13 protein-coding genes are annotated in these 16307 nt (G+C 70.6%); 10 read left to right on the forward strand and 3 right to left on the reverse strand.

Translation table 11 applies throughout. The annotated features are described in order from the left end of the window. The first annotated feature begins 148 nt into the window (after positions 1 to 148). The 3 genes from ACIHCQ_RS06190 (at position 149) to nudC (ending at position 6648) form a co-directional block, all read left to right on the forward strand. Positions 149 to 4204 carry a UvrD-helicase domain-containing protein gene (locus tag ACIHCQ_RS06190; RefSeq protein ID WP_399658469.1) on the forward strand — a complete coding sequence of 1352 codons (4056 nt, stop codon included), beginning with the start codon at positions 149 to 151 and terminating at the stop codon, positions 4202 to 4204. A gap of 10 nt (positions 4205 to 4214) precedes the next feature. After that, complete coding sequence (locus ACIHCQ_RS06195) at positions 4215 to 5615, forward strand: dipeptidase (protein ID WP_399658470.1); 1401 nt, start codon at positions 4215 to 4217, stop codon at positions 5613 to 5615. A gap of 97 nt (positions 5616 to 5712) precedes the next feature. Beyond that, positions 5713 to 6648: an NAD(+) diphosphatase gene (nudC, locus tag ACIHCQ_RS06200; protein ID WP_399658665.1), complete on the forward strand. Its 936-nt coding sequence runs from the start codon at positions 5713 to 5715 to the stop codon at positions 6646 to 6648. A gap of 34 nt (positions 6649 to 6682) precedes the next feature. Here nudC and ACIHCQ_RS06205 read toward each other — a convergent pair whose 3' ends face one another. After that, positions 6683 to 6925 (reverse strand): mycoredoxin, encoded by a 243-nt coding sequence (locus tag ACIHCQ_RS06205; RefSeq protein WP_399658471.1) that lies wholly within the window; start codon positions 6923 to 6925, stop codon positions 6683 to 6685. A gap of 181 nt (positions 6926 to 7106) precedes the next feature. On the opposite strand from ACIHCQ_RS06205, the gene ACIHCQ_RS06210 reads away from it, so the two are divergent. The 5 genes from ACIHCQ_RS06210 to ACIHCQ_RS06230 all read left to right on the forward strand — a co-directional run bounded on the left by ACIHCQ_RS06210 (position 7107) and on the right by ACIHCQ_RS06230 (position 11036). After that, positions 7107 to 9281 carry an ATP-dependent DNA helicase UvrD2 gene (locus ACIHCQ_RS06210; protein ID WP_399658472.1) on the forward strand — a complete coding sequence of 725 codons (2175 nt, stop codon included), beginning with the start codon at positions 7107 to 7109 and terminating at the stop codon, positions 9279 to 9281. A gap of 166 nt (positions 9282 to 9447) precedes the next feature. Continuing rightward, entirely contained in the window at positions 9448 to 9849 is a 402-nt protein-coding gene (locus tag ACIHCQ_RS06215) for a hypothetical protein (protein ID WP_399658474.1), read from the forward strand. Positions 9850 to 10021: 172 nt separating this feature from the next. Next, entirely contained in the window at positions 10022 to 10390 is a 369-nt protein-coding gene (locus ACIHCQ_RS06220) for a WhiB family transcriptional regulator (RefSeq protein WP_399658475.1), read from the forward strand. After that, positions 10387 to 10725, forward strand: coding sequence for a hypothetical protein (locus ACIHCQ_RS06225; RefSeq protein WP_399658476.1), 339 nt, complete (start codon positions 10387 to 10389; stop codon positions 10723 to 10725). Before ACIHCQ_RS06220 ends, ACIHCQ_RS06225 begins: the two co-directional genes overlap by 4 nt. A gap of 110 nt (positions 10726 to 10835) precedes the next feature. After that, positions 10836 to 11036, forward strand: coding sequence for a hypothetical protein (locus tag ACIHCQ_RS06230; RefSeq protein WP_399658477.1), 201 nt, complete (start codon positions 10836 to 10838; stop codon positions 11034 to 11036). Positions 11037 to 11111: 75 nt separating this feature from the next. Here ACIHCQ_RS06230 and ACIHCQ_RS06235 read toward each other — a convergent pair whose 3' ends face one another. Together ACIHCQ_RS06235 and ACIHCQ_RS06240 are read right to left on the reverse strand one after the other, a co-directional pair. Beyond that, positions 11112 to 12497: an ABC1 kinase family protein gene (locus ACIHCQ_RS06235; RefSeq protein ID WP_399658478.1), complete on the reverse strand. Its 1386-nt coding sequence runs from the start codon at positions 12495 to 12497 to the stop codon at positions 11112 to 11114. 65 nt (positions 12498 to 12562) lie between these two features. Continuing rightward, positions 12563 to 13720, reverse strand: coding sequence for a ThiF family adenylyltransferase (locus ACIHCQ_RS06240; protein ID WP_399658480.1), 1158 nt, complete (start codon positions 13718 to 13720; stop codon positions 12563 to 12565). A 208-nt stretch (positions 13721 to 13928) separates the two neighbouring features. Between ACIHCQ_RS06240 and ACIHCQ_RS06245 the strand changes: the two genes are divergently transcribed. Together ACIHCQ_RS06245 and ACIHCQ_RS06250 are read left to right on the forward strand one after the other, a co-directional pair. After that, positions 13929 to 14552 (forward strand): M48 family metallopeptidase, encoded by a 624-nt coding sequence (locus ACIHCQ_RS06245; RefSeq protein WP_399658481.1) that lies wholly within the window; start codon positions 13929 to 13931, stop codon positions 14550 to 14552. A 108-nt stretch (positions 14553 to 14660) separates the two neighbouring features. Beyond that, positions 14661 to 16298, forward strand: coding sequence for a TerD family protein (locus ACIHCQ_RS06250; RefSeq protein WP_399658482.1), 1638 nt, complete (start codon positions 14661 to 14663; stop codon positions 16296 to 16298). Positions 16299 to 16307: the final 9 nt, after the last annotated feature.

A 16307-nucleotide genomic window follows, 5' to 3' on the forward strand; every position in this document is an offset into this window, starting at 1 on the left:
CCAAGGCCTGAGGCCCAGGGTCTGAGGCCCGAGGTCCCTGAGCCTCGATAGCCGATAGCCGATAGCTGATATCTGAGGCCCGAGGCCGAGCGCGGTGGTGAGGCCGATGGGACCACCGCTGTCAGTGGTCCCCATTAGCCTCTCTGAGGTGACCGCACTCATCACCGACCCCGAGCAGCTCAATGAGCTCCTCGGCATCCCCTTCACCCCGGAGCAGACGGCCTGCATCATCGCGCCGCCCGCCCCGCAGGTCATCGTGGCCGGAGCCGGTTCCGGGAAGACGACGGTGATGGCCGCGCGCGTCGTGTGGCTGGTCGGGACCGGACAGGTCGCCCCCGAGCAGGTCCTCGGACTCACCTTCACCAACAAGGCCGCGGGCGAGCTCGCCGAGCGCGTCCGCAAAGCTCTCGTACGGGCTGGAGTGACGGACCCCGACGTCATCGATCCGGACAACCCGCCGGGCGAGCCCCGCATCTCCACGTACCACGCCTTCGCCGGGCAGCTCCTCACCGACCACGGTCTGCGCATCGGCCTGGAGCCCACCGCGCGTCTGCTCGCCGACGCCACCCGCTTTCAGCTCGCCGCGCGCGTGCTGCGCGAGGCGCCGGGCCCGTATCCCTCGCTGACCAGGTCTTTCCCGTCGCTGGTCAGTGATCTGCTCGCGCTCGACGCGGAGCTCGCGGAGCATCTCGTACGGCCCGGGCAGCTCGCCGCGTACGACGCCGAGCTGCTGCACACCCTGGAGAGCGCCCGGCTGAGCAACGCCGAGCTGCGCAAGGTCCCCGAGGCCGCCGCCGCTCGCCGTGAGCTGCTGGACCTGACCATCCGCTACCGCGAGGCGAAGCGCGCCCGCGACCTTCTCGACTTCGGCGACCAGATCGCGCTCTCGGCGGAGCTGGCGCTGACCCGGCCGGAGGTGGGCGCCATCCTGCGGAACGAGTTCCGGGTCGTCCTGCTCGACGAGTACCAGGACACGTCCGTGGCGCAGCGGCTGCTGCTGTCCGGCCTGTTCGGTCAGGGCACCGGTCACGCGGTGACCGCGGTCGGCGATCCCTGCCAGGCCATCTACGGCTGGCGCGGAGCCTCCGTGGCCAACCTGGACGACTTCCCGGCACACTTCGCCGACGGCGACGGCCGCCCCGCCACCCGCTTCTCCCTCAGCGAGAACCGCCGCAGCGGCGGTCGGCTGCTGCACCTCGCCAACGGCCTCGCGGCCCCGCTGCGCGCCATGCACGAGGGCGTGGAGGCACTGCGGGCCGCCCCGGGTGCGGAGCGCGACGGCATGGTCCGCTGCGCCCTGCTGCCCACACACGCGGAAGAGATCGACTGGCTCGCCGACTCGATCGCCCACCTCGTGGCTACGGGCAAGGAGCCCGGCGAGATCGCGGTCCTGTGCCGTACGGCGGGCGACTTCCCCGAGATCCAGGGCGCGCTGGTCGCGCGGGACATCCCGGTCGAGGTCGTCGGCCTGTCCGGGCTGCTGCACCTGCCCGAGGTCGCGGACCTGGTCGCGATGTGCGAGGTCCTGCAGGATCCCGGCGCCAACGCCTCTCTCGTACGTCTGCTCACCGGGCCGCGCTGGCGGATCGGCCCGCGCGACCTGGCACTGCTGGGCCGCCGCGCCCGCCTGCTGGTCCACCGCACCTCCGCCGACGAGGCGGACCCGGACGAACGCCTGGCCGCGGCCGTGGAAGGCACCGACCCGGCCGAGGTCATTTCGCTCGCGGACGCGCTCGACACCTTCCTGGAGTCGGCGGGCGGCCAGAACGACGGCCTTCCCTTCTCCCCGGAGGCCCGGGTCCGCTTCGCCCGCTTCGCCGCCGAACTGCGTGATGTGCGCCGCTCGCTGGCCGACCCGCTGATGGACGTCCTGCACCGCGTCCTGGCCACCACCGGCCTCGAGGTCGAACTCTCGGCCTCCCCGCACGCCCTGGCCGCGCGCCGCCGCGAGACCCTGGGCAACTTCCTGGACACGGCGGCCGGTTTCGCGGCGCTGGACGGCGAGGCGACGCTGCTCGCCTTCCTCGCCTTCCTGCGTACCGCCGCGCAGTACGAGAAGGGCCTGGACAACGCCCTGCCGGGCGGCGAGAACACGGTCAAGGTCCTGACGGCCCACAAGTCCAAGGGCCTGGAGTGGGATGTCGTGGCGGTCCCCGGCCTGGTCGCCAAGCACTTCCCGAACGACCAGGCCCGCGAGGCCTGGACCGCCCAGTCCAAGGTCCTCCCGCACGCGCTGCGGGGAGACGCGGCGACCCTCCCGGATGTCCCGTCCTGGGACGCGCAGGGCCTCAAGTCCTTCAAGGAGTCGATGAAGGGCCACCAGCACACCGAGGAGCTGCGCCTGGGCTATGTCACCTTCACCCGCCCCCGTTCGCTGCTCCTCGGCTCGGCCCACTGGTGGGGCCCGACCCAGAAGCGCCGCCGGGGGCCTTCGTCGTTCCTGCGCGCGCTGCACGACCACTGCGTGGAGGGCTTCGGCGAGATCGAGGCCTGGGCGGACGAGCCGGAGGAGGACGCGGAGAACCCGTCCCTGCACAGAACGACGGCCGACCATGTATGGCCGCTCCCGCTGGACGCGGCATCCCTGGCCCGCCGCCGCAGGGCAGCGGACACGGTGCTGGCCCACCTGACGAGCCTGTCCGACCCGCCCGCCGCACCGGGGGAGCCTGCGGACCTCCCGCTCTGGGACCCGTGGGAAGGCCCTCTCTTCCCCGAGGACACCCACGACCACGCGTACGAGGGTGAGCCAGGACCGTGGGACGCCCCGGAAATCCCGGCCCCGAGGACGCACGAGCCGTGCGGTACGGAGCCGGTACCTGAGGCTGAGGCGTGGGAGGCGTTCGACGACGACGGGGGCCCGACGGAGCGGCGGTCCGTGCCTGAGGGCGAGGCACGGGAGGCGTTCGCAGCAGAGGGCGCGGGCGGCGGCGAGTCCGTGCCCGGCGACGATGCCTGGGTGGCGTACGACGCTGATGGCGCCCCCCGTCCGCAGGAGCGTCCGGGCGGGACGGACCCCGTGCCCGGCTACGACGTCTGGGAGGCGGCGTTCGACGCTGATGGCGCCCCCCGTCCGCAGGAGCGCCCGGGCGGGACGGACCCCGTGCCCGGCTACGACGTCTGGGAGGCGGCGCACGACGCTGACGGCGCCCCCCGTCCGCAGGAGCGCCCGGGCGGGACGGACCCCGTACCCAGCTACGACGCCTGGGAGCCGGCGTACGACGCGGACGCCAGCGGCGGAACGCAGTCCCCGCCGCCCTACGCTCCCGCCGACGGGGCCACGCTTGCCGCGCCGCAGGCAGCCGACGGGCGCAGCCCGGCAGGGGCCACCCCCCGGCGGCCCGCGCCGCATCCGCGCCGCGAAGCCGGCGCTCCAGGGGCTGTGGGGGCGTCAGCCCCCACGCCCACCCCCACCTGGGGGGCCGGGGGCCCGCCCCCGGTTTCGGGAAAGGGCGGGGTGGGGGACATCCACCCGCCCCCCGAAGACGCCCGCACCATCGACTCCTGGGACCGCGACCTCGACGCCCTCGCCCGCGAGCTCCGCCGCAGCCGCGCCGCCGTGCGCGACGTCCCCGTGCCGCCCTCCCTCTCCGCCTCCCAGCTGCTGCGCCTCGCCGCCGACCCCGACGGATTCGCCCAGGAGCTGGCCCGCCCCATGCCCCGCCCCCCGCAGCCCGCCGCCCGCCGTGGCACCCGGTTCCACGCCTGGGTGGAGTCGCGGTTCGAGGCGCTGCCCCTCCCCATGCTCGGCCCGGACGAACTCCCCGGCGGCTCCGAGGACGACCCGGAGATCGCGGACGAGCGCGATCTTGCCGCGCTCAAAGAGGCCTTCGAGCGCACCCCGTACGCCCACCGCACCCCGTACCGCGTGGAGGCCCCCTTCCAGTTCACCCTGGCGGGCCGCGCGATCCGCGGCCGCATCGACGCCGTCTACCGCACCACCAGCCCCACCACCCTCCGCCCCCACACGTACGAGATCGTCGACTGGAAGACCACCCGTACCCTCTCCGCCGACCCCCTCCAGCTCGCCGTCTACCGCCTCGCCTGGGCAGAACAGCACCGCGTCCCGCTCGAAGCCGTTGACGCCGCATTCGTCTACGTACGCAGTGGAGAGGTCGTGCGGCCCGCCGCCCTCCCCGGCCGCGCCGAGCTGGAGCGCATCCTGCTTGGCGAGACGGGCGACGGGACAGCCGCCGGGTCCCGTTAGGCTCGGGGACATGAGCGACACCCCGGACAGCGTCGTCCGTACGTACATTCACCAGCACCGCGCCGCCTTCCTCGACGACCTCGCCGACTGGCTGCGCATCCCGTCCGTATCGGCTCAGCCCGACCACGACGCGGACGTACGGCGCAGCGCCGACTGGCTCGCGGCCAAGCTCAGGGAGACCGGCTTCCCGGTCACTGAGATATGGCCCACACCCGGCGCCCCCGCGGTCTTCGCCCACTGGGACTCCGGCGACCCGGACGCCCCCACCGTCCTGGTCTACGGCCACCACGACGTCCAGCCGGCCGCCCGCGCGGACGGCTGGCACACCGACCCCTTCGAACCAAAAATCATTGACGGCCGGATGTACGGGCGCGGCGCGGCGGACGACAAGGGCCAGGTCCTCTTCCACACCCTGGGCGTACGCGCCCACCTCGCCGCCACCGGGCGCACCGCCCCCGCGGTCAACCTCAAGCTGCTGATCGAGGGTGAGGAGGAGTCCGGCTCCGCGAACTTCCGCGCCCTTGTCGAGGCCAACGCCGACCGTCTCGCCGCCGACGCCGTGATCGTGTCCGACACCGGCATGTGGTCGGAGACGACGCCCACCGTCTGCACCGGCATGCGCGGCCTCGCCGACTGTGAGATCGAGCTGTACGGGCCGGACCAGGACATCCATTCAGGTTCGTTCGGCGGCGCGGTGCCCAACCCGGCCACCATCGCCGCCCGCCTGGTCGCAGCCCTGCACGACACCGACGAACGCGTCACGATCCCCGGCTTCTACGACGGCGTCGCGCCGCTGACCGACGCCGAGCGTGAACTGTTCGCGGAGCTCCCTTTCGACGAGGAGGCGTGGCTGAGCGCCGCCAAGTCGCACGCCACTCTCGGCGAGGCGGGCTACTCCACCCTGGAACGCGTCTGGGCCCGCCCGACCGCCGAGCTGAACGGCATCGGCGGCGGTTACCAGGGCCCCGGCGGCAAGACGATCATCCCGTCATCCGCGCAGCTGAAGCTCAGCTTCCGCCTTGTCGCGGGCCAGCACCCGGAGAAGATCGAGCAGGCCGTCGCCGAGTGGGTGGCGGCCCGCGTCCCCGCCGGCATCCGCCACAAGATCACTTTCGGCGCGGCGACCCGCCCCTGTCTGACCCCGCTGGACCATCCCGCGCTGCGATCGGTCGTACGGGCCATGGGCCGCGCCTTCGACGGCCAGAAGATCCGTTTCACGCGCGAGGGCGGCTCGGGTCCCGCGGCCGACCTCCAGGACGTACTGGACGCTCCCGTGCTCTTCCTGGGCATCTCCGTACCGTCCGACGGCTGGCACGCACCCAACGAGAAGGTGGAACTGGACCTGCTCCTCAAGGGGGCGGAAACGACCGCCCACCTGTGGGGCGACCTCGCCGCCGCCGCCCTTCACTGACCTGAGACCCGATCCACCCGGGGGAGTTGGAAGTACCGTGACCACCAGCACAAATGATTACGCGGCCGCAGCCCACGCCGTCAGCCCTGACAGCCCCATCGGCTCCATTGGCCTCACCGCCCCGAGCGGCATCGACCGCGAGGCGCACCACCGTCTCGACGAGGCCTGGCTCGCGGCGGCGTGGAGCCACCCCACGACCCGGGTCTTCGTGGTCTCCGGCGGCCAGGCGCTGGTCGACCAACCCACCGACAGTACCGACAGCGCGGACGGCCGCACCGAACTGGTCATGACCCCCGCCTTCGAGGCCCCCGCCACCGAGACCCACCGGTACTTTTTGGGCACGGACGAGGACGGAGTGCGCTACTTCGCCCTGCAGAAGGACGCCCTTCCCGGCCGCATGGACCAGTCGGCCCGCCCCGCGGGGCTGCGCGAAGCCGGGCTGCTGCTCTCCCCGCGCGACGCGGGTCTGCTGGTGCACGCCGTGGCGCTGGAGAACTGGCAGCGGCTGCACCGTTTCTGCTCACGCTGCGGCGACCGCACGGTCATCGCCGCCGCGGGCCACATCCGCCGCTGCCAGGCCTGCGGAGCCGAGCACTACCCGCGCACCGACCCCGCCGTGATCATGCTCGTCACCGACGAGGAAGACCGTGCGCTGCTGGGCCGCCAGGTGCACTGGCCGGAGGGGCGCTTCTCGACGCTCGCGGGGTTCGTGGAGCCGGGCGAGTCGATCGAGCAGTCGGTGCGCCGCGAGGTCTGGGAGGAGGCGGGCGTCATGGTCGGCGAGGTCGAGTACGTCGCCAGCCAGCCCTGGCCCTTCCCGTCCAGCCTGATGCTGGGATTCATGGCGCGGGCGACCTCGGCCGAGATCAATGTGGACGGCGAGGAGATCCACGAAGCGCGCTGGTTCTCCCGGGAAGACCTGCGGGCCGCGTTCGAGTCCGGGGAGGTGCTGCCTCCGTTCGGAATCTCGATCGCGGCCCGTCTCATCGAGCTCTGGTACGGCAAGCCGCTTCCCAGGCCCGCCGGAGCCTGAGCGGCGGTGCCGCCGGGCTCCGCCGCTACTGGGACTAGGCGCCGATCTTCTGCTTGACCTGGGCCAACGAGGGATTGGTCAGCGTCGAACCGTCCGGGAAGAGGACTGTAGGCACGGTCTGATTGCCCCCGTTGGCCTTCTCGACAAAGGCCGCGGACTGCGGGTCCTGCTCGATGTTGACCTCGATGTACGCGATGCCCTCGCGGTCCATCTGGCCCTTCAGCCGACGGCAGTAGCCGCACCACGTGGTGCTGTACATCGTCACAGTGCCCAGCATCGTCTCTGCGCTCCTCTGTTGAGTCGTTGTGCGGGGTGCGTGTTCGCACCGCGTAGAACGTACGTGACCTGGTCGCCATTCCCGCAGCGCCTGCGTTGGTACGACCGCATTAGTACGACCGCGCCCGGTCACCTGTGGACAACCGTCCCAGCCACCTCTGCAGACCTGGCAGCATGGCGGTGTGACAGCAGCAACGCACTCCTCTCTTTTCCCGCAGGTCCCCGAGTCGGCGGACGCGGTGCTCGACGGGCTCGACCCCGAGCAGCGCGCGGTCGCGACGGCCCTGCACGGCCCGGTGTGCGTGCTGGCAGGAGCCGGCACGGGCAAGACCCGCGCGATCACCCACCGCATCGCGTACGGCGTGCGTGCGGGGATACTGCAGCCCGCCAGCGTGCTCGCCGTCACCTTCACCAACCGCGCTGCGGGCGAGATGCGGGGGCGGCTGCGGCAGCTCGGCGCGGGTGGCGTCCAAGCGCGCACATTCCACTCCGCCGCGCTGCGCCAGCTCCAGTACTTCTGGCCCAAGGCGGTCGGCGGCGAGCTGCCCCGGCTCCTTGAACGTAAGATCCAGCTGGTCGCCGAGGCCGCCGCGCGCTGCCGCATCCGGCTCGACCGCAATGAGCTGCGTGACGTCGCCAGCGAGATCGAGTGGGCCAAGGTCACCCAGACCGTGCCCGCCGACTATCCGGCCGTGGTGGCCAAATCACACCGCGACGCCCCACGCGACCCGGCCGAAATCAGCCAGGTCTACGCGATGTACGAACAGCTCAAGCGCGACCGCTCGGTGATCGACTTCGAGGACGTGTTGCTGCTCGCGGTCGGCATCCTCCAGGACCGGCACGACATCGCCGACCAGATCCGCAGCCAGTACCAGCACTTCGTGGTGGACGAGTACCAGGACGTCAGCCCGCTCCAGCAGCGACTGCTCGATCTGTGGCTCGGCGACCGGGACAGCCTCTGCGTCGTCGGCGACGCCAGCCAGACGATCTACTCCTTCACCGGCGCCACCCCCGACCACCTGCTGAACTTCCGCACCCGACACCCCAGTGCGACCGTGGTCAAACTGGTCCGCGACTACCGCTCCACGCCCCAGGTCGTCCAACTCGCCAACGGCCTGCTCAACCAGGCCCACGGCCGGGCCGCCGAGCACCGCCTCGAACTGATCTCACAGCGCGAGGCCGGCCCCGAGCCCGCTTACACCGAGTACGCGGACGAGCCCGCCGAGGCCGAGGGCACCGCCCGCCGCATCCGCGACCTCATCGCCGCAGGCGTCCCGGCGGGCGAGATCGCCGTGCTCTACCGCGTCAACTCCCAGTCGGAGGTCTACGAGCAGGCGCTCGCCGATGTCGGGGTTCCCTACCAGCTGCGCGGCGCCGAGCGGTTCTTCGACCGGCCCGAGGTGCGGGAAGCGAGCGTCGCCTTGCGCGGCGCGGCCCGAGCCGGCGGCAACGACTCCCTGCTCGACTTCGCCGATGGCCTGCCCGCCGAGGTCCGCGCGGTGCTGTCCACCAAGGGCTGGACCACCGAGCCGCCTGCCGGATCGGGCGCGGTGCGCGACCGCTGGGAGTCCCTGGCCGCGCTGGTCCGCCTGGCCGAGGACTATGTGCGGGTCAAGCCCGAGGCGACTCTCAGCGATCTGGTGGCCGAGCTGGACGAGCGCGCCGCCGCCCAGCACGCCCCCACCGTCCAGGGCGTCACGCTCGCCTCGCTCCACTCCGCGAAGGGCCTGGAGTGGGACGCCGTGTTCCTGGTCGGACTCACCGAAGGCATGATGCCGATCACGTACGCCAAGACCGACGAGCAGGTGGAGGAAGAGCGCCGGCTGCTCTACGTCGGTGTCACCCGGGCCCGTCTCCATCTCTCCCTGTCCTGGGCCCTCTCCCGCTCGCCCGGTGGCCGCGCATCCCGCCGCCCCACCCGCTTCCTGAACGGCATGCGCCCCGGCTCGGTCGCCCCCGGCGCCCGGGGCACGGGCGGTGGAGGCGGTGTCGAGCGCGGCAGCGCCGGTCGGCGCAAGCGGCGCGGCCCGGTGCTCTGCCGCGTCTGCGGCAAGACGCTCACCGACGCCGGCGAGATGAAACTGATGCGCTGTGAGGACTGCCCCTCCGACATGGACGAGGCACTGTACGAGCGCCTGCGCGAGTGGCGCTCCGAGCAGGCCACAGAGCTGGGCCAGCCCGCGTACTGCGTGTTCACCGACAAGACGCTGATGGCGATCGCCGAAGCCGTCCCCGGCAGCGCAGGGGACCTGGCGGGGATCTCCGGCGTCGGTGGCCGCAAGCTTGAGCGGTTCGGAGCCGATGTGCTGACTATCTGTGCAGGCCAGGAGGTTGAGGGGGCCGACGAGGAGGATTGATTCAAACTCGTCGAAAAAATAGTTTGCGCCCGCCCCAGCGGGCCCCATAGGTTCTTAACCACGGGAACAGCGACTTCTCTGAAGCCCTGTCCCCGTGCTGTACTTATCCGAATACGCGTGACTGGCCCCGGCCGGTCCCAGAGACGCCGAGAGGAGGCGATTTCCAGTGATCAGCATCGACAGCAGCTTCATCAGCGCCGTCAGCACCGTCAAGTCCGTTAACACCGGCGAGAAAATGACCGATCGCTCGGTCGTCGCCACCTGGCCGCTCGGCTTCTCCGCGGCGTTCAACGGAACGGCGCCCAACGGCTCCGTGTTTATCGGCACCGGTCTGTCCGGCAACTCCGCCGTGCTTCCTGTGTCCCCTCTGGGCGGCATGCCCGTCCGGGAGCGCACCGAACGACCGACCAAGGCACTGGAAGCAGTAGCAGCAGCGGCTAAGGCTCGCGCCTATGCCTGTGCGGCGACCAGTGCCGAAGCCAAGCGGCAGACGAAGCACCAGACGAAGCAGCAGCACCACACGATGTGGGCCTTCCGTGGGCTCGAACCCTGGAGTGATCCAGCCTGATCAGCATCAGGCCGGCGCCTTCAGGGCCGCGGAACCCCACCCGGGATCCGCGGCCCTTTTGTTTTCCCGAAATCGGGACGACAGAGCGAAGGGGCCTCGGGACAAGCAGCACCCGGTACCAGCCGACCCCCGGCCAACAGGCCGGACCGACCAGACGAGGAAAGACACCACCGTGCAACTCGAAGCGCACGCCCCGTCCGTACCGCCTTCCCAGACGATCACCCCGGCCGCCCTCACGGAGGACTCCACCTTGACTCCGCTCACCGCGCTCACCGCGCTCGACGACGCCATCGAGAACCTCGGCGTGCCCGTCCCCTGCCGTTCCTACGACCCGGAGGTCTTCTTCGCCGAGTCGCCGGCCGATGTTGAGTACGCCAAGTCCCTTTGCCGTACCTGCCCGCTGATGGAGGCCTGCCTGGCCGGCGCCAAGGAGCGGCGTGAGCCGTGGGGCGTCTGGGGCGGAGAGCTCTTCGTCCAGGGCGTGGTCGTTGCTCGCAAGAGGCCGCGTGGGCGCCCGCGCAAGAACCCGGTTGCGGCATGACCGCTCTTGGAACCATCGACCGCCCCGTCACGCACGATCCCCAGAAGCTGGCCCCCATGACGTTTTCAGCCTCAACAACTTCAACGAGTGAGCCGTCCGGCTCCGCCGCCCCAGCAGTCACCACCATTGGCGCGTACGGCTCGCGTCAGAACAGGACCCGTGAGATGCAACTCATCCCAGAAGCCATGGCACGTGCGCATATGCACGAACGCATGCGGGAAGCCGACGCGGAACGCCAGGCCGTGCGCCTGGTCGCCGCCCGGCGGATGCAGCGCCGCGCCGAGCGCGTGTCCCTGCGCGCCCGCCGCGCCCTGGCCATGGCCGTCATGAACTGACCGCAGGCAAACTGAACGCACCTGTCGACCCGCGGGGGCCGGTCCGAACGGACCGGCCCCCGCGGTGCGTTGCCCCTGCGGCCGACGCAGTACGGGGTTATCGTCGCGAGGTGGACCAGCACCAGGCTCATCACGCCGCACAGCCGGGCGGGGAGGGAGTCCTGTGTTCCCGCTGTGGAGCGCCCGCCGAGGGAACCCCGCTCACCTGGACCTGCTCCGTGGAGAACGGCACCCACCACTACTTCTGCGAAGAGTGTGCCCGCGCCAACATCAGAGCGATCGAGGGCAGGCTCGACTCAGCCTGGTGGTGACCCCTGGCGGTAACCCTCTGGTGGTCACCCCTTTGGGTGACCGCGCGCGTCACCATGCCGCTCGGCGGTGATCGATCAGGCCGGGGTCTCCACCGCCGTGCCCTCCTCGTCCTGCGCCTCGTCCTCCTCCTCGTACTCAGGCAGGAATCCCGGGAGCCACGCGTCGAGTTCGTCCCGCAGCCGCACTGTCGCGTTCAGCTGGCACAGCACTCCGATTGTGCTCAACGTCACACGGTGTATCAGCAGGTACGAGGGCGGCAGGTTCAGTTGCTTGCCCAGCTGATGTGCGGGGGAGCGGATGTCGGCGATCCTGGCCGCCTGGGTACGCATCCAGCTCCGGGTGAAGGTGAACTCCTCGGCCTCCGTCGGCTCGATGATCGGCAGCAGATATTCGAGGACCGCCACCGGGTCGAGCTCTATCGAATCCTTGACGAAGCCTTCCTCCCGCAGCATCTCGTAGACCGCCTCGGCCTCGCCCTCGATCGTCATCCGCAGACAGTCGCCGATCGTCTGCGGCAGTCCGCCGGGCAGCCGGTCCACGGTCCCGAAGTCCAGTACCCCGAGCCGCCACTGCTCGCCGTCCTCGTCCCACAGCAGCCGGAAGTTGCCCGGATGCGGATCCGCGTGCAGCAGTCCCGTACGCGCCGGGCCCGAGAAGAGGAAGCGAGCCAGCAACTGTCCCGCCCGGTCACGCTGTTCGGTCGTACCGTCGGTGATCACCTCGGCCATCGGGATCCCGTCGATCCACTCCGTCACCAGCACCTGATCACTCTGGTGCACCACATCCGGCACCACCACATCCGGATCGTCCGCGAACTCCGCCGCGTGCTCGTGCTGGGCCTGCGCCTCCAGTTCGTAGTCCAGCTCCTCCGACACCCGGTCGCGGAGCTCCGAAATGAGCGGCTTGATGTCCATCCCGGGGATCAGCGGCCCCAGCAGTCGGGCGAAGCGGCTGAGCTGGGTCAGATCGGACAGCAATGCCTCGCCCGCCCCCGGGTACTGCACCTTCACCGCGACCTCGCGCCCGTCGTGCCACACGGCCCGGTGCACCTGGCCGATGGAGGCCGCAGCCGAGGGCTTGTCCTCGAAGGTCAGGAAAAGCTCCCGCCACTCCTCGCCCAAACGCTCAGCCAGGATCGCGTGGACCGTGCGCGTCGGCATCGGGGGCGCCGCTTCCTGGAGCTTGGTCAGGGCCGCCCGGTAGGGGCCCGCGACCTCCTCAGGCAGGGCCGACTCGAAAACGGACATGGCCTGCCCGAATTTCATCGCACCCCCTTTCAGCTCCCCGAGCACCTTGAAGAGCTGGTCGGCCGTACGTTGTTGCAGCTCCCGGGCGACGATCTCCGCGGACTTGCCGCCGATCCGTTTGCCCAGACCCCACGTGGCACGTCCCGCGAAGCCCAGCGGCAGTGCGGCCAGCTTGGCGGTCCGGGTGACCGCCTTCCGGGGAAGATCAGACATGCGCCCCTCCAATTCCCAGTGAGCCGCGCCGCGTGTGCCTTGGGGCATACCTTCGAAGACGGCGGTTACCTGGCCATTGTCTCGTGCTGAGGGCCGATCCCCGAGGTGTGCTCCCTATCACTCTTCCCGTTCGCGCCACAGAGACAGCCGGAGTGCGGCGTGATCCCCTCCGAACGCCAGTCGAACAGGGGCAGCGAAGCCTCCCAGCGCGCCCCGGTGGTCGCGGGCAGATCTCCGTCGAGAAAGGACAGCGCGTGCGCGGCCGTCATCCCCGCCACGGCCGAGGCCAGTGCGATATCGCAGGCCGGCACCGCCCTCCCGCGGCCGGAGCGCCACTGTGCCAGCAGCCTGGGCCTGCCCGGGTCGCGCTCTGTCCGGTTCAGCTCCAGGCAGCCGGCGCAGGCCGTGGAGCCGGGCAGCACCAGCGGGCCGACCACACCCGTACCCTCGACGACGCCCGCGTACAGATGAGGCGTCCCCGTGGCGATCCAGTCCTCGGCGGCGGCCGGATCGGGGGCGTAGGCCGCCAGCCCGTCCCGCGGAGCGACAACAATCATGGACAGGCCGGGCTCACCCCCGCCTCCCCCTCGGCATCTGCTCGCCGCCGGCTCGACCGCTCGCGGCGGACGGTCGGGCGCCGACCTTCGCACGAGCTGCCGGGCTGCCGCGTCCCGACGCATACCCACCGCTTCCACAGGCAGCCCACCGGGTGTCACGTCCCACGGCTCCACACATCCGCCGTCCAGCACCTCGACGTGACCCACTCCGGAGGCCGACAGCACTGCGGCGACCGTCGCGCCGACCCGGCCCGCGCCCCGCACCCGCACGCGCATGGCCCGCCGGGCCGCCAAGCGCTGTATCCCGCCACCCGGTTCCGGATGGACGACCGAGAGCGACGCCAGATCGGGGCGCAGGCGGTCGAGGACGCCGGCCCGCTTCCGTAACGCATCGGCCGCCGGACCGCCCGCCGTCGGATCATCGAGCAGACCTGCTGCCGTCAACCGGTGTACCAGACCGTCTACTTGTCCGTCCGGAAGCCCTATATCCCGCGCCTCCTCGCGCAGCAGCGGCAGTCCCCGCGTCCCGTCCAGCAGCTCGATCAGCGCGCCTGTCGCGGTGTCCACCGGGCCGACCATCACCGCATGCGCGGGTGTCGCGCCGAACTGCACGGTCTGCCGCTCCCGCCATGCTCGCCTCAAGGCGGGCTTCACCATCGGATGCATATTCGCTTCCCCCGTTTCCGACCCGTGGAGCAGTTGTTTGATCTCTCCTGCGCTCTGTTGTCAGAATGCCCGGCGGTGTCGGGAGATGTGAAAAGTTATCCACAGGTGCGGGCATTAGTCGTTCAAATGGTGCACACCATGGATCAGATCAAGCTTGAACCGTCCCGGAGGCGGGACTTCACCCACTGAGACCGGGTAACGTCAGGGCGTGCCCGTCGATCCTTCCGCTCGCTTCGCTGGGGAGACCCCACCGCACAACGCGGGGAGCCAACAGCGCAGCGCGAAAAGCCGTCCGCCCCGCGCATTGGGGACGAGTGCGGTCGAGGTCCGCAGGAGTGCCCGGCGCAGCAGAACAGTCTCCGCCTATCGGGAGGGCGACCGGACCATCGTCCTCATCCCCGCCCGGATGTCGGAGGCGGAGGAGCAGCGCTGGGTCGGCGTGATGCTCGACAAGCTCGCTGCGCAGGAGAGCAAGCGGATCCTTGGCGACACCGAACTGGCCGAGCGTGCCGAAAGGTTGTCAGACCAGTACTTCGACGGACGAGCGAGACCGACATCCGTACGCTGGGTGACGAATCAGAACACCCGCTGGGGTTCCTGCACTCCGGCGGAGGGCAGCATCCGGCTGTCGCACCGCCTGCAGGGAATGCCGGAATACGTGGTCGACTATGTGCTCGTCCATGAGCTGGCCCATCTGCTCGTGCCCGGACACGGTCCCCGCTTCTGGCGGCTCTTGGAGGCGTATCCCCGCACCGAGCGCGCCCGGGGCTATCTCGAAGGCGTCGTCGCGGCCGACCGGCTGCCCCACCTGCCCGCGGCACGCGGAGAGTGACTGTCGACGGTCCTGTACCGAATGTGTACCGGCTTGGCTGAATCTCGGCGTCAGCCGTTAGCCTGGCGCGACGCATTTACATTTCGGGATGGGGGACGGTCGTTACGTATGGCCAGGGAATTCCAACGCGGCCACAAGGCCAAGATCAGTGATCTCACGCCGGGAACGGACCTGTACGTAGGTGTGCAGATCGCCGCTCCGGGGCTGACCTTCGACATCAGCTGCTTCGGGCTCGATGCCAAGGAGCAACTCTCGGACGACCGGTACTTCATCTTCTTCAATCAGCCCAAGTCACCGGAAGAGTCCATTCAGTTGCTGGGCGCGCAGTCCGGTGACACCGAGTCGTTCCGCGTCACTCTCGACCGCATTCCGGCGAACATCCACCGCCTCTCCTTCACCGCGACGATCGACGGGGCGGGACAGATGTCTCACATCGGCCCCGGTTACATCCGCATTGTCGCGGGTGGCGAAGAGGTCGTCCGATACGCCTTCAACGGCTCGGAGTTCTCCACCGAACGCGCGGTGATGCTGGGTGACTTCTACCTGAAGGACGTGTGGCGCTTCGCCGCCATCGGCCAGGGTTTCGACGGCGGACTCGACGCGCTGCTGAAGAACTTCGGCGGTGAGGTCGCGGAGGAGCAGCCCGCCGCGCCGCAGCCCCAGGGTGCCGCGCCGTCGTTCGCGCCGCCCCCACAGGCCGCCGCGCCCGCTCCGGCGTTCGGCGCACCGCCCGCGCCCCAGGCGCCCCAAGCCCCGTACGCGCCGCAGGCTCCTCAAGCTCCGCAGCCCGCGCCCTCTTTTGGCGCGCCGGCCGCCCCGGCGCCCGCCCCGCCGCAGAACCCGCAGATGCATGTCTCGCCGACCATCGCGGCACCGATGGCCCCGCCGTACGGCCAGGCCCCGGGCCAGGCTCCGGGGCAGATGCCGGGACAGCCGCCGGGTCAGCTGCAGCCACCGGGTGCGCCCGCGCCGTACGGACAGCAGCCGTACGGTCAGCAGGCGCCCGCCCCATATGGGCAGCAGCCTCCCGGTATGCCCCCACAGGGCATACCGCAAGGCGTCCCCCAGGGAGCCCCGCAGGCCGGTGCCGGTCTTCAGGCCGCGCTTCAGCCCTACCGTGAGACGGCCACCGGCCAGCGCTGGACCCCGCAGAACCAGCAGCTCATGCGGGTCGACCTGACCATGGGCGGGATGGCCGTGCTCGCCCGACAGGGCAGCATGGTGATGTATCAGGGCAAGGTGGACTTCAGCCACAAGGGCGCCGGTTTCACCGGTCGTATCGTCGGCAATGCCACCGGCCAGGAGATGCAGCTGATGCGCTGCACCGGCCGCGGCCAGGTCTTCCTCGCCGAGGACGGTTCACATCTGCACTCCATTGAGCTGCAGGGCGACGGCATCTGCGTCTCCGCCGAGAACGTTCTCGCCTTCGACGAGTCGCTGCAGCACGAGGTCCGCAGGATCGAGGGCCACGGTATCCCCGGCGGCGCCCTGTTCACCATGATGTTCCAGGGCACCGGCACGGTCGTCGTGAAGACCCACGGCATTCCCGTCGTCCTGCCCGTCACGCCGACCACCTTCGCCGACTGCAACGCCGTCGTCGCCTGGTCGGCGGCGTCCCAGGTGATCCTCTCCACCCAGGTCCGGCTGCGCCGCAACGCGTACCCGGGACACAGCGGGGAGACCGTCAATCTCCAGTTCCGGGGCGCCCCCGGAAACTTCATCGTCGTCCAGCCGTACGAGGTCTGAGGGAGCCCG

This window comes from Streptomyces sp. NPDC052236, from assembly GCF_044548015.1.
Taxonomy (GTDB): domain Bacteria; phylum Actinomycetota; class Actinomycetes; order Streptomycetales; family Streptomycetaceae; genus Streptomyces.